The 13,312-nt window shown below is 60.7% G+C and carries 12 protein-coding genes and 1 pseudogene; 4 read left to right on the plus strand and 9 right to left on the minus strand.

What is annotated here, in order from left to right; genetic code table 11:
- Positions 1-242: 242 nt before the first annotated feature.
- From PY650_RS34475 to PY650_RS34500, 6 genes and pseudogenes are all read right to left on the minus strand, one after another.
- On the minus strand, positions 243-2,300 hold the full coding sequence (locus tag PY650_RS34475) for an FUSC family protein (RefSeq protein WP_285884514.1): 2,058 nt from the start codon (positions 2,298-2,300) through the stop codon (positions 243-245).
- Between the two features lie 46 nt (positions 2,301-2,346).
- Complete coding sequence (locus PY650_RS34480; RefSeq protein ID WP_285884526.1) at positions 2,347-2,943, minus strand: LutC/YkgG family protein; 597 nt, start codon at positions 2,941-2,943, stop codon at positions 2,347-2,349.
- Positions 2,943-4,409 carry a lactate utilization protein B gene (locus tag PY650_RS34485; protein WP_285884515.1) on the minus strand — a complete coding sequence of 489 codons (1,467 nt, stop codon included), beginning with the start codon at positions 4,407-4,409 and terminating at the stop codon, positions 2,943-2,945. The genes PY650_RS34480 and PY650_RS34485 overlap by 1 nt, the downstream gene beginning before the upstream one ends.
- Entirely contained in the window at positions 4,406-5,149 is a 744-nt protein-coding gene (locus PY650_RS34490) for a (Fe-S)-binding protein (protein ID WP_285884516.1), read from the minus strand. The genes PY650_RS34485 and PY650_RS34490 overlap by 4 nt, the downstream gene beginning before the upstream one ends.
- A 249-nt stretch (positions 5,150-5,398) precedes the next feature.
- Positions 5,399-5,686, minus strand: a pseudogene (locus PY650_RS34495) (DDE-type integrase/transposase/recombinase); the annotation flags it as partial.
- 179 nt (positions 5,687-5,865) lie between these two features.
- Entirely contained in the window at positions 5,866-6,579 is a 714-nt protein-coding gene (locus PY650_RS34500; RefSeq protein ID WP_285884518.1) for an SDR family oxidoreductase, read from the minus strand.
- 134 nt (positions 6,580-6,713) lie between these two features.
- Between PY650_RS34500 and PY650_RS34505 the strand changes: the two genes are divergently transcribed.
- Together PY650_RS34505 and PY650_RS34510 are read left to right on the plus strand one after the other, a co-directional pair.
- Positions 6,714-7,655 (plus strand): LysR family transcriptional regulator, encoded by a 942-nt coding sequence (locus PY650_RS34505; RefSeq protein WP_285884519.1) that lies wholly within the window; start codon positions 6,714-6,716, stop codon positions 7,653-7,655.
- A gap of 438 nt (positions 7,656-8,093) precedes the next feature.
- Positions 8,094-8,666, plus strand: coding sequence for an alpha/beta fold hydrolase (locus tag PY650_RS34510; protein ID WP_285884520.1), 573 nt, complete (start codon positions 8,094-8,096; stop codon positions 8,664-8,666).
- A 565-nt stretch (positions 8,667-9,231) separates the two neighbouring features.
- Here PY650_RS34510 and PY650_RS34515 read toward each other — a convergent pair.
- The 3 genes from PY650_RS34515 to PY650_RS34525 are packed head-to-tail and all read right to left on the minus strand — an operon-like array spanning position 9,232 to position 12,009.
- The gene (locus tag PY650_RS34515) at positions 9,232-10,014 is read right to left on the minus strand and encodes a 3-hydroxybutyrate dehydrogenase (RefSeq protein ID WP_285884521.1); all 783 of its coding nucleotides are present in this window, start codon (positions 10,012-10,014) and stop codon (positions 9,232-9,234) included.
- Between the two features lie 30 nt (positions 10,015-10,044).
- Positions 10,045-10,803, minus strand: coding sequence for an acetoacetate decarboxylase (locus tag PY650_RS34520; protein ID WP_285884522.1), 759 nt, complete (start codon positions 10,801-10,803; stop codon positions 10,045-10,047).
- A 27-nt stretch (positions 10,804-10,830) separates the two neighbouring features.
- The gene (locus PY650_RS34525; RefSeq protein WP_285884523.1) at positions 10,831-12,009 is read right to left on the minus strand and encodes a patatin-like phospholipase family protein; all 1,179 of its coding nucleotides are present in this window, start codon (positions 12,007-12,009) and stop codon (positions 10,831-10,833) included.
- A 691-nt stretch (positions 12,010-12,700) separates the two neighbouring features.
- Here PY650_RS34525 and PY650_RS34530 point away from each other — a divergent pair.
- Together PY650_RS34530 and PY650_RS34535 are read left to right on the plus strand one after the other, a co-directional pair.
- Complete coding sequence (locus tag PY650_RS34530; RefSeq protein ID WP_285884524.1) at positions 12,701-12,862, plus strand: hypothetical protein; 162 nt, start codon at positions 12,701-12,703, stop codon at positions 12,860-12,862.
- Positions 12,863-13,141: 279 nt separating this feature from the next.
- Positions 13,142-13,303: a hypothetical protein gene (locus tag PY650_RS34535; RefSeq protein ID WP_285884525.1), complete on the plus strand. Its 162-nt coding sequence runs from the start codon at positions 13,142-13,144 to the stop codon at positions 13,301-13,303.
- The last annotated feature ends 9 nt before the right edge of the window (positions 13,304-13,312 follow it).

A 13,312-nucleotide genomic window follows, 5' to 3' on the forward strand; every position in this document is an offset into this window, starting at 1 on the left:
GCCGCCGGTCACGACGAAATCACTTTTGCGGTAACGGCCGACCGAAATCTTGCGGAGCGAAACGGAGCCGTTTTCGGTGTTGACCAGCCACACGGCCGGTTCGCCCTTGGCTGACGCGATGGCGTTATAGGGCAGCACGATCCCGGCATGCGGCGTCCATCAGGGCCAAGACCTCGGGCGCCGGATTCTGAACAGCGCTAGCTTCGCCTGACGGCGCAAGACCGACGTCGAGACGGCGACGCTTAATACGACGCCCTACCGCGCTCTGTTGCGACCATCGTTCGTCGCTCCTCGTCGCGAACAAGGTTCGCAGGAGGGAAAACGTTCATGTAGGCTGTGGCGGCGCCGGTCACGGCGTGAAGCGCCCTATCGATCTCGTCGCGTGGCTCGCCAGCGGTTTCTGTAACGGGAATTCCCGTGTGGGACTGCCTGAGCCTGTTCGAGAGCGTTTCGGCTAAAACTCCTAAGTCAGCCGCGCGGGTCTCGTCGGGGTTCCTGGCAGTTAGCGACATAGCTGTCGCTGCCCCGGCGAGCGCCCGCAGAGCTTGGAGCAGATCGGCCATTTCGCTGAGCCGAGCGCGCCGTCTCCGGCCTTCCAGGATCATGCGATGCCGTAGGGCCTCTGCGGCGTTGCTCGTGACCCCAGCCCGTTGCCGCAATCCCTCGAGCGTCGAAGGCGCTCCGCCCGAAGCGATGACCGCCGCGGCAAAGGCGAGATTGGCGGTCACCGCGTCGGCGAGTACGTCGCCGATCTTCTGGCCCTGCTGGGCTGGGCGGAACAGGAAGCTCGCGCCAAGGGCGACCAGGCTGCCGATGATGTTGTTGATCGCCCTTGCCGACGCAATTCCGGTGCCTGGCTGCAGAAGCTCGGTCACGAGCACGAAGAGCGGCGTCAGGAAAAGCACAAAGAGGGTGTAGTTCACGAATCTGAAGGCGATCGTCGCTGCGGCGACGGGGAAGATCACCGCCAGCAGCACAAGCTTAGTCGTCAGGATCGCCATGAGGGCGGCTGCAAGGAAGCCGCCGGCCACGCTGCCGGCCATCCTTTCGACTGTGCGTGGCCAGGTCGTCGCGGCGAAAGGCTGGAGAACGACGACCGTCGCCATGGTCGCCCAGTAGGAGAAGCTCAGGTCGAGACGAATGGTGATGGCGTAGGCAGTAACCACGCCGATCGAGGTTCGGGCCGCATGCCGAAGGACGTTTGCCGGGATCGGCCTGATGAGACGGGCGGCGGCACCACGGCCGGGCGAGCCCGATTCGGCGATCGCGGGTGCAGAGCCGTTGCTCCACAGGGCGGCCAAGTCCTCCAGCGCCTTGGCAGCAACGTATGCTGCCCGGCCGATGACGCTGTCTATATCATGGGCCTTGTGCTGGACGGCTACCGCTTTCTTTGAGAGCAGCGCCGTTTTCGAGGCTCTATGCGCGGCTTGATCTCTCGCCTCGGTCTGCAGCAGCAGCAACTGATGTAATAGGCGCCGTTCGGTCTTTTCATCGAGCGGCCGGCTGCGGTCTTCGGCGCAGTGGCCGGCAGCGATCAGGCTGGCAAAGATTCGGTCGGCCAGCTCGATCTCCTGGCGATAGCGGTCGGATCCGTTTTCCAACCCATTAACGAGCGACCTCGCCCGTTCGATCGCCGCGCGTACCGAGCGGCGGTGCTCGGCATTGAAGGTCTTCCAGTCGACCGATGTGGCGATGCTGCGCTGGTCCAGCACGAGCAAATCCGCCGTCATGTCGTCCAGGCGCGCGAAAACCGAGATGATGGCCCTGCGGGCAGGAGCATGGGGATGGATACGCCAGATGCCGATGCAGAGGACGAGCGCCCAGACGCATCCCAGCCCGAAGATCGCAGCAAGTTCCAAGCCAGTCGCCGGGGAGCCGGGAAATTCCACTGCCACCACCGCGACGACACAGATGAGCATGCCGGACTGCGCGGCTGCGGCGCCGTATGTTCCGCTGAGGCTCGCAATGAAGACCAGGGGCAGGAGAGCGGCGCCCGCCACGACCGGACTTATCCCTGCAGCGACCGACGAGATGAAGGCGGCAATGGTTCCAGCGGCCGCAAAGCCGGCCATTGCGGAGAACCGCAGCCGCGTTGGTCCGCCGGGATCGGCGAGGCAGACCCAGAAGGCGCCGAAGGCGGCCCAGGAAAATCGCGGCCACTGCAGCCAATAGGCGATCAAAACCATCGCCGCGACTGCCGTCGCGGCGCGGAGCCCCTCCAGAACCCCGATCTGCTCGGGCGTGGCAGCGAAAGGATAGAGCTCCAGCCGGCGCGATAATCGATATGCCAACGTTCCCATGATCTAGTTCTCTAACTTTTCGAAAACGACCCGGCGGGCTGATGTGCTAAGTGCGCGGCACGAAGACGACGGTCAGCGACCGTACGCCCTGGGCGCCGCGGATCAGCACGCCCTCGACGTCAGCGGTGGCCGATGGTCCGGTGTTGAAGGAGGCATAGCGGGCGTTGCAAAACTCCGGGCGCTTGTAGGCGTGCTGCAGGCCAGCCACGATGTCTGCCGGATCAAGCAGCACGATGAGGTGCTCCGGCAGATAGGCGATCGTGTTCACCTTAAGTTCGTCCTCGGTGAAGAGCACAGATCCGGTCTCGGCCACGCCGAAGGCAGCACGGACGACGCCGCAGTCAACCCCCGTCAGATCGCTCGGCCCCTTAAGCTGGTCGAGCGCGACATTGCCGTTGACCTCCGGCACAGCGGAACAGACCAGTTCCACCCGCGCCAGGCGGGCGCGCACCGGACTCAGCAGATCGCCGGACCCGTCCGGCGGCAGGTAGGTGCCGCCCATCAGCTCCAGCATCTCGACGAACTTCGCCCGAAGCTCATCCGCCGTCGCGGGCTTCGTGAAATCCGGAACGGCGGGGAGATCGTACTGTCCGGTCGGGCGGTTTTTCCTGATGGTTTCAAGGATCAGTTCACGCGAATCCATCATGCCTTCTCCTTCTTCCCATTCATGCGATTTTTCTTCCACCAGGAATGGAAGCTTTGGTCGGGTGCCTCTGGCATCTCGCGTTGCCTCGTCCAAGTGTTCAGGGGGTTGTAGACGAGGAACCGCGGCAAAATGCGAAGCGCCGAGTCGGCGGAACGAATTGCCGTCCGGTAGAGCGCTGGTGAGGATAAGAGCTCACCCGCAGCCTTCATCATAGTCTTCTTGATGACTGGAAGCTCGTGATTTTCGGCCATCACCTTGCGCCAGGCGAAGATCTGCTCGTGAATGTTGATCTTGACCGGGCAAACATTGGTGCAGGAGCCGTTCATGGTAGAGGCGAACGGCAGCGAGGAATATTTCCGGCGGTTGATCGTCGGATCGAGGATGATGCCGATCGGACCGGAATAGACCGCACCGTAGCTGAGGCCGCCGCTGCGCCGATAGACGGGGCAGGTGTTCATGCAGGCGCCGCAGCGGATGCATTTCAGCGAAGTCCAGAACTCCTCCATGCCAAGCCGCTCGGTGCGGCCATTGTCGACCAGCACGATATGCATCTCGGCACCATCGCGGGGACCACGGAAATGCGAAGTGTACTGGGTGATCGGCGAGCCGACTGCATTTCGCGACAGCATGCGGATAAAGACGCCGAGATCCTCGGCACGGGGGACGAGCTTCTCGATGCCGGCCGAGACGATGTGCAGCGGCGGCGTATTGGCCGATAGGTCGGCGTTGCCTTCGTTCGTGCATACGACCACGGTCCCCGTCTCGGCGACGGCGAAGTTGCAGCCGGTCATGCCGGCCCCCGCATTGAGGATATACGGCCTGGTCTTCTGGCGCTGCTGCTCGCACAGCAGCGGAATGTCGCTCTCGTTCGGATCGGTCCCGAGATGGTTGGCGAAGACTTCTGCCACGTCCTCGCGGGTCTTGTGCACCGCCGGCACGACGATATGGCTCGGATCCTCGCCGTCGAGTTGCTGGATGCGCTCGCCGAGATCGGTTTCGATTACCTCGATGCCGACGGCGTCGAGGTAATGGCGCATGCCGCATTCCTCGGTCAGCATCGACTTCGACTTGACCAGGGTCTTCACGTTATGGTCGGCAAGGATCTTGTGCACGATCCTATTGTGCTCGGCGCCGTCCTTGGCCCAGTGGACGTGGACGCCATTGGCGCGGGCGTTGCGTTCGAACATCTCGAGATACTGATCAAGATGGGACAGCGTGTGTAGCTTGATCTGCGAGGCGAGCTCGCGCAGTTCTTCCCATTCCTCGATCGCGTAGGTGATCTTGTCGCGGTTCTTGCGCAAGGTCCAAAGGCGGTCGTCGTGCATCTTCTCGTGCACAGTCGAGGCGATGAATCGGTCGGCGGCCTCGCTCTGGTTGATCGGCTTGTTGCCGCGCTCCTTGGCGCCGCGGGGTTGGGGCTCACGTTTCTTTGGCGCGCCCTTGCTAGTATCGAAAGAGGTCATTCTGCGGCTCCATTCAGGATCTGGGCGATGTGGATGAATTTTAGCGGCAGGCCGAGGCGATCGGCGCAACCCTTCTGGTGCATCATGCAGGAAGAGTCGGCGGAGACGATGTATTCGGCGCCCGCCTTGGAATGGTCGGCAACCTTGTCGTAGCCCATCTTGGCCGAGACGCCGGGCTCGAAGACGCAGAAGGTGCCGCCGAAGCCACAGCATTCATCCCAGCGCTCGGGCTCAACGAACTCAATGCCCTTGACCTTCTCCAGAAGCGCCTTCGGCTTGGAATAGAACGGCTCGTTAATTTCGGAGGCCTGCGCCAGCTTAAGACCGCGCAACGAGTTGCAGTTGTAGTGGATGCCGACCTTGTGCGGAAAGCGAGCCCAAGGGAAATCCTCCACCTTCAGGATGTCGTGTAGAAATTCGGTCAGCTCGTAGGTTCGTGCGCGGACATCGCGAACGTCGTCAGTCTGTTCGATCGCAGTCATGTGTTCACGTATCTGGTGCACACAACTACCGGTTGGTCCGACGATGTAATCATAACCGGCGAAGTTCCTGGCGAACAGCGCCTCCGTCGCTGCCGCCTCCTTGTGACAGCCGGTGTTGACCATCGGCTGGCCACAGCAGGTCTGGTCGAAAGGATATTCGACCGCGCAGCCGAAGCGTTCCAACAACTCCAGCGTTGCGACGCCAACTTCGGGTTCGAGGGCATCCATGTAGCAAGGAATGAAAAGTGCAACGCGCATCGGAAAAAACCCTAGTCTGAGTTCGAAGATCGCCGTTGGGCGACGCGGCTTGCGTCGGCTCAGCCGAAGCTCTGAAGCGGAACGAGGCAGTGCGCCGATCCAGTTCCGCTATCGCCCACTAAACCGCACGTGGTGCCATTCGCCAATTGAGTGTTGGTGTAATCAGGTGATACCAAGGTCGAGAAGAGGCGTGGATACGGTGCTGTCAGGTTAATCCAGACCAGCGCGCATCTGGCAGACACGGAGTGGTCAGGCGGGCCTCCCGGCCATGCCCTTCCGATGTGCGATCGCCCTCAAGGCGATGTAAACGGACTTCGATTGCTGCGTGTTTCGAGCGGGCCGGAACGAAGAGATTTCGGACCGCGGAGAAGACGCTGACGAAACGTTGCAGTGCAGCCGGCGAGCGAACCGCTGCATCGTTCGCTCCCGTTTTCGCAGAGGCAGATACGAGTTTTCGGCGCGGTTGTTCGGCCCCTTGTGCGAACGACGCTCGACTGTGGGCATGATCTGGCGCCGTGCCGCGCCGCAAGAGCGAAGCGCTCAAGGGAAATCGGAAATACAGGCAAACGGCGTGGGGCAATCACCGCAGGCGGGAAACGATGGCGTCGTAACTGTCGGGGCTCTGGTTCATGACGGTGAGTTAGCCACAAACACTTTCATCTGCCGCTAATCTGACATTACCCGCGTCGCCCGGCGGTGCATCAGCGAGCGCAGCATCACCAGTGGACCGTGTTTCCATCCCGATCGAGATATTGGAGGCCCGGCTTGCCCTGTTGGCCGATGATCACGTCGAGCACCTTCGGTATACTCTCCTCGACGCCTATCGGCGCCATCGGTCCACCCAAATCCGTGCGGATCCAGCCCGGTGCCATCAGCAACAATGCGCGCGCCTCATCGCAGTGACGAGCGGCGTAGCTCCGCATGAGTTGGTTCAGCGCGGACTTGCTGCTGCGATAGACTTCGTGTCTGCCGCTCGTGTTGTCGGTGATGCTGCCCTGGCCAGACGACATGACGCCGATCAAGCCGTTCGCCCTGACAAGATCGGCCAGATCCTCGATGACGCGCATTGGGCTCAGCGCATTCGTGACGAGCACGCGCGCGAACTCGTCGGCCGAGATGTCGGCGACGGTTTCGTCCTTCATATTCGCCGTGCCCGCATTCACGAACAGGATGTCAAAGCTCCGCCCCGAAAGACGGTCGTGCAACGCGGCGATCTGGTCCGGCTGCGTGATGTCGACGGTTTCGATCTCGATGCGGCCACCGTGCTCGTCCGCAAGATCGTGCAACTTGGTTCTTGCGGTCCCGCGCACCGTTGCGACGACATGCCATTGCCGCTTTGCAAGCTCGCCAGCCATCGCGAGGCCGGGGCCCTTGGAGGCCCCGATCAGCAGGATCGTGCCGACAGCGGCATCTTGAGAGAAGTCAATCATAACAGGAAGCCTTTCACCGGAGTGTGGGTGACAAACTTGAAGCCTTACTAGCCCAGGCGCCAGACGCATCAGACGCAAACTATGTTTGCATCAGACGCCTATACTCCGTCGACAAAAGAGAATAGGTCCATCTGATGGATGACGTGGATTTCAATCTCCTTGAGGCACTGGACGCGCTTCTCATAGAGAGCAGCGTGACCGGTGCCGCGCGAAGGCTTGGTTTGAGTACCTCGGCCATGAGCCGGACGCTCACACGTCTCCGGTCAGCAACTGGAGATCCGCTCCTTGTCCGGGCGGGACGGCGGCTTGTCCCAACGCCTCGAGCCGCAGACATCCGGGACCATGTGCACGCGCTAGCCCGCGAAGTCCGCTCCGTGCTCCGTCCGCACGCTGGCGACGACGACATCGCGGTGATCGCGCGGACCTTCACGATCCGCGCAAATGAGGGGTTCATCGAGCGGTTTGCTGCGCCGCTGGTAACAGCCATCACATCGGCGGCGCCGCGCGCGCGCCTTCGGTTCGCGCCAAAGCCCGAAAAAGACTCGACGCCACTTCGCGAGGGCCAAGTCGATCTCGAAATAGGTGTCCTTGGTGCGTCCGCCCCCGAGATACGCGCAAAGCTCATTTTTCGAGACCATTTCGTCGGGGCCGCGCGGATCGGTCATCCATTGCTGGCCACGCCCATAACGGCCGAGGTCTATGCGGCTTGCAAACATGTCGTAGCCTCGCGCAGGGGATCATTCGTGGGCCCCGTCGATGACGCGCTCAGGGAACTCGGGCTAAGACGAGAGACGGTCGTGGTCGTGCCGGGCTTCTCCGATGCACTGCGGATAGCGCGCCAATCAGACCTGATCGCCCTGGTGCCGAACTCATCCTTCAGCGGTGACGACCATTTGATGCAAGGCCTGAGTGCATTTGAGCTCCCCGCCCGCACCCCCGAAATCTCCGTCTCGGCGATGTGGCATCCCCGTATGGATGCCGATCCCGGTCATCGCTGGCTGCGGGAAACCGTCATGGCAACGTGTCGCTCCGCGATTTCGGTGGCGCTGAAGCAGCGCAGGATAGCGAATGACTGACTCAAACTGCGACCGATCGACATTGACAGGTCGGGAATGGTCGAGAGGAGCCAGAAACAAAGCCTCTTTACCCCTGAGCTAATGGTTTTCGCGCAGCCTCGGGTCTCCCCGCAGACGGGTCGGACAAGACGATGGCTCGGCCACAGGGGAAAGCCATTCTCTGCGCCCACACCCAGAAAACGGCTATTTCGTTTCCAATTTACGGGTCATTGACTTCCAATTGTCATGCCTCGCCGCCCGCCCCGCGATGGGAGAGGCGATTGCCGCCAGACGTGGCGAAGATCGTGCGCATTTTCCTGATGAGCGCAGGCGAGGTTGTGCTCATGTTTTGCAATGGGTGCCGCCAGATGGCCGATGTCGTCCGCACGTTTAGACTGGACGCTCGCGTAGTCGCCCGTCATGTGAACGTTCATGAAGTTCGAGGCGGCGAAGAGCGCAATGCCGATCGGGACCCGCCGGGTCGCCAAGACCGTGCTGATCGGCGCCGTTCCGCCGATCATGGTGAAAACGCAGGCAAATCCCGACGGCCTACCCATCGAAGTATTCGACGGTCTCCGCAACAGCCTGATATCCGATCGCTCACAGTTCTACCGGGATTTCGCCAAACCTTTCTACGGTGTCAACTTTGACGGCAGCGCCGTTACCCAAGCCACCCTGGATCAGTTCTGGCTGTTGAGCATTCAGGCCGGTCTAATCAACGCCTTCGAATGCATCAAGGCATTTTCAGAAACCGATTACACCGCGGATCTCAAGAGGTTCGACGTGCCGACGCTATTCATCCACCGCGAGGACGATCAGATCGTACCGATCAGAGATTCGGCGAGAAAGGCCGCCCCGCTGGTAAGGGGGGCGAAGGAAATCTACTACCCTGGCGCTCCTAACGGCCTCACCGTGACGCATCGCGACCGCATCATACGGACCTTCTTGCGTTCATCAAGGCATAAGTCAGAGCCAGCGAGGGGAGGGGTGCGATGCTTGCCGCTCTGTTCGAAACGACTGCCGCCGGGCTAGACCGGCGGCTGCAGGCGTTCCAACAGGTGCGCCTCGGGCATCTCGGATCCCTGGGTGCCCCGGTGGATCTCTAGCCCAGGCCCACGCGGGTTGCGCGTCGCTACGATTGAACCTGCCGGCGATAGCCCGACGAACGAGAAGCACCAGTTGGTCAACGCGTGAATTACCGGGGATAACCTTATTTCGGTACACGCCACGCAGCTCTGCGGAATGCTCCAATGCCAACAGGCACAATGGAACAGGAAGTTCGTGCGCAGCGCCGTTTCGTGCGAACAACGCGTCCGCCGCCCAGCTTGCTGACTCCCGGATCAATGTGGCTCCGGATCGATCTGGTCGTTGCTGCCGCCTGTGAAGATCAACATGGCCAACTCTTGACCGAGCGGGATATCCGCCTGCGGGTTGGTGCGCAAGCTCCGTGATCTAGGGTGCTACCTAGGCCACGGAACCATCTCCGGGGCGGCCAGCTCGACGTCAGCCGCCATGAATTCATGCTCGTCCTGCTGCCTGTTAGCCCTCGGTTCCTCTGTCGCCGAGGGCGGACCGCTTCGGTAACCGGGCTCCGAGTTCACTGCATGAACCAGCCGTGGCTTACGACCATGGACTGGCCGGTCAAGGCGTTGTTTTTCGACGCGGCAAAGAACAACACGGCGTCGGCGACGTCATCGACGGTGGTAAATTCGCCGTCGACCGTGTCTTTGAGCATGACCGTTTTGATCACTTGCTCCTCGGTAATTCCAAGTTCATGAGCCTGCTCGGGGATTTGTTTGTCGACCAGCGGCGTGCGCACGAAGCCGGGGCAGACCACGTTAGCCGTGACATGGTGCTCTGCACCCTCCTTAGCCAATACCTTCGCTAGTCCGACCAGGCCGTGTTTGGCGGTGACATATGGTGCTTTCAGCTTCGAGGCCTCCTTCGAGTGGACAGACCCCATGTAGACGACGCGACCGTAATTGGCCGCATACATGTGCTTGATGCAGGCCCTCGTCGTGAGAAATGCGCCGTCGAGATGGATCGAAAGCAGCTTCTTCCAGTCCGCATACGGGAAATCGACCAGCGGCTTGACAATCTGGATGCCTGCGTTGCTGACCAGTATGTCGATTTTTCCGAACTTCGCGATAACTTCGGCGACACCCTTGTCGACCTGCTCCTCGTCGGTCACGTTCATCGCCACCGCGAAGGCATCCCGACCATGCGCCTTGATCTCTGTCGCCGCCGCATTGGCTGCTTCCAGATTGAGATCGGCGATCACCGGAATGCCGCCTTCTGCGGCGATGCGAAGTGCGATTTCCTTCCCGATGCCGCTCGCGGCTCCGGTGACGATCGCCACCCTTCCATCAAATCGAGACATTCGAATGCTCCTTTCAGGGCTCTAAAGGGATCACTTCTTTTCAAGATAATCGAATACGACCTCTCCGAGGCCGAGCGTCAGGTCGGCGATGTAGTGGCTGGCCGAAACGACCTCGCGGACGGGCAGTCGGGCGACATCGCACATCGCATGCTGAAACAGTTGCAGGGCGGCGGGCCCAGACCATGCGCCCTTGAGCGTCACATCCTGCAGATAGTAACGCACCAGTTCGCAAATGCGCGGCGAGCAATCGACATGGGGGACGATCTTTATCATGAAGGCCGGCCTGGCCATCGCCTTCGCAAGCGGCGCCAGATCGATCTCGCGATGCTTGTAGCCCATGGTGGCAGTCACGCACAGCACCGAGCCATAATGCAGAGTGCCGACAATCGTTTCCTGCTCGTGCGTGAGCTTCGGCTGTGCCAGTTTCTTGGGGAAGCCCCAGATCTCCCGGCCCCCGGCTATCGGCGAATTGTCATCGAGATACATGGCATGCACATATCCTCCCTCCTGCACCTCGCCAGTCGGTGTCGTAAAGCGCACCGGAATGACCTGTCCGGTTTCGGTGTAGTCGCCAAACCCCGTCGAATCAGGCATGCGGATGAATTCGTAGGATACGGTGTCGCCGATAACCTCCAGCGGCTCCGGCACGACGGCACGCAAAACGTCTGGATCCGTGCGATAGTTGATGACCACGAATTCCCGGTTGTAGAACTTGTAGGGCGGTTTGGGATAGGCAGGATCATTCAGGGGCATGGCAAAGGCGTTGGCGCGGACTTCGGCGATCCTCATGGGCGTGCTCTTTCCTTGGTGAGAGTGCTATGCGAGGTCGAAAGTGGCTACTCCATCCAATGTATCGGGCCGCTGCAGCACTTCGGGATGGCGCAAGGTCCGAACGGCGTCGTGATAACCGGTGTTCCAGTGCTCCTCCATGGTCGCGCGGGAGAACTCGTAATCCTTGGACGTCCCTTCGTAATTTTTAGCGCGGTAGATCAGCTGGACGATGTTGTAGACCCGCTCGTCGGCCTGATCGATGAGCAGTTTGATCTCGGGATCGGCGTCCTGCAGAGCTTGCTTCGGAACGAGCTTGAGCAAATGCCCCAGCGCACGACGCAGGCGTTGCTGCTTCTTGAACTGGTCGGTCGCCGCGCGCGTCCGGCTAGAGAAGCGGATATCCTTCTGTCGCAGCTCAAGGCCAATGAGATCGCCGGGAATATCGCCCCGAGCGCTCCACAGATCGACTTGAAAGGCCAAGGTGTCCTTGCGGGGCTGATTGTCGAGGACCCACTGCAGCGGGGTGTTCGAGACCAGACCGCCATCCCAATAGTACTCGCCGTCGATAACGGTTGCCGGAAAACCAGGCGGCAGCGCGCCGCTCGCCATGACGTGTTCCGGGCAGATCGTGTAGGTCGCTGAATCGAAATATTCAAAGTTACCGGTGCGCACGTTCACCGCGCCGACGCTGAACCGCATCGGTCCGGCATTGATCCGGTCGAAGTCGGCAAGCCGCTCCAGCGTGGCCTTCAGCGGCCCGACATCATAGAAGCTCACCGCTTCGACGCTGCCGGCGGGGGACAGGAACGGCGGTACGGGACGCGGGTTGAAGAAGCCCGGAACCCCTTCCATCATGGTTGCAAAGGCGTGCGTTTGATTGATCAGACCATGGGCAAAGTCACCCTTAAACCCGACTGAATCCAACATCGAGGAGAACATCGATGAGATGCCCATCGGCGCGGTGGTGATTGTCTCCCAGAATGCACGCAGCGCATCCACGCGTTTCTCGGGCGGATTGCCGGCGATTAAGGCACTGTTGATGGCGCCAACCGAGATGCCGGCCACCCAGTCCGGATGCAGGTTCGCCTCAGCCAGTGCCTGGTAGACACCCGCCTGATAGGAACCGAGCGCCCCACCGCCTTGGAGCAGCAAGGCAATCCGCTCAAAAGGAGGGCGCTCTTTGGCCCGATGCGTCTTGCTTTTCGATAGGCGTCGCTCGGCCATCCGGGTCAAACTTCCTGTCGCAGGTGTCTGCGGCGCTGGGGTGCAACATAATCCAAATTACCGGACAGAACACTGGCAACGATGTCGCAGTAGCGTGGGAGCGGGGCGATAATGGCGGCATTCATTTCCAATCCCTTTGTTTCGCATCGAATTCGCGTTGCCTGATCGATCGGAGCGAGGATGCGCCGGATCCTGGCTGTGAGCTATTCTACGAAGGTATCTGAGATGCCATGCCAAAGCACTATCGGAATTGTGTCAAGTGACAGGAACCTTTCTCCGATCCGGAAACTCGCCATCGCAACAGGTGTCAGTCGACTGGCATCGCAATGATCAGCGCGCGGAACAGCCGACCGCGTATAATTCTCTGAAAATAAAGGCAGCCGCCGTGCCGGGCATAGACTTAGGTCTAGGCCAGCAAAACCTATCGGTCAATGTCACCACCCGCGCGCGCAATAGCTCGGCGTAACTCAAGACGTTAGTCTCCCCCATGAGATCTTTAACGTGGAGAATGCTCTCCCAGGCCAAGCGAGATTTGCTATGCATAGATCGGGATCGACTACGGCCTCCACCTGCTCGTCCTGGCACCGGCCGTTTCTGTACAATCCAGTCGTGGCGGCTCGAACGATACTGCTGCAGCCTTTTGGGCGACTAGCGGCTGGTCGGACTGGAACGCATTTTGGGGGGGCGACCCGTGAGCGAAGATGACGCAGCCAGGATTAGGGATCAAGCGCTCGAGGAAGCGGCACGGATTGCAGATCAGGTTGCGGCCGGCAGGGACGACATGTTGCAGGGACTGGCAGCGCTCGGCGCATTGATCGCCGAGGCAATCCGGTCGTTGAAGCAGTGTGAATAAAGTACGCGTTCCTGAGCGGCTACCAGCCACTGGAAAACCGCCGACTCGAGTCCATTATGCAATGCACGGCAATGTTTCCAATCTTGTCGCCGTCCCGTTCTTGAGCCGCAAGTCGCCAGAATTCACATCATGGATGAGCTGTTGTGGCAGCCGCGTCATTGCATCGAACGTCTAGCCTGAGGTCGTCAGATATCGGGCTCGCGTTGTAAGGGAACCTCGCAATGACGCGCCGTTTCAGCGACTGACGGCTGGTCGGAGGTGTAATGCAGGAATTCTTTGATGACTGTTGAGACCAGAGGCAAGTCAAGCATCCAGGGAGACGATCGCGTCGGTTACGAGCTCACGCTCTTCGCCGCTCTATCGTTCGTCATAGCTCTGTTCTCCCTAGTGAGTGCCGCCAGCGAGTTTACTGTATTTCTTGGAGAGGAGGTCGGCGGGTAGGGCGGGCGG

It is taken from the genome of Martinezella calliandrae (genome assembly GCF_030272695.1).
Lineage (GTDB): Bacteria > Pseudomonadota > Alphaproteobacteria > Rhizobiales > Rhizobiaceae > Rhizobium > Rhizobium calliandrae.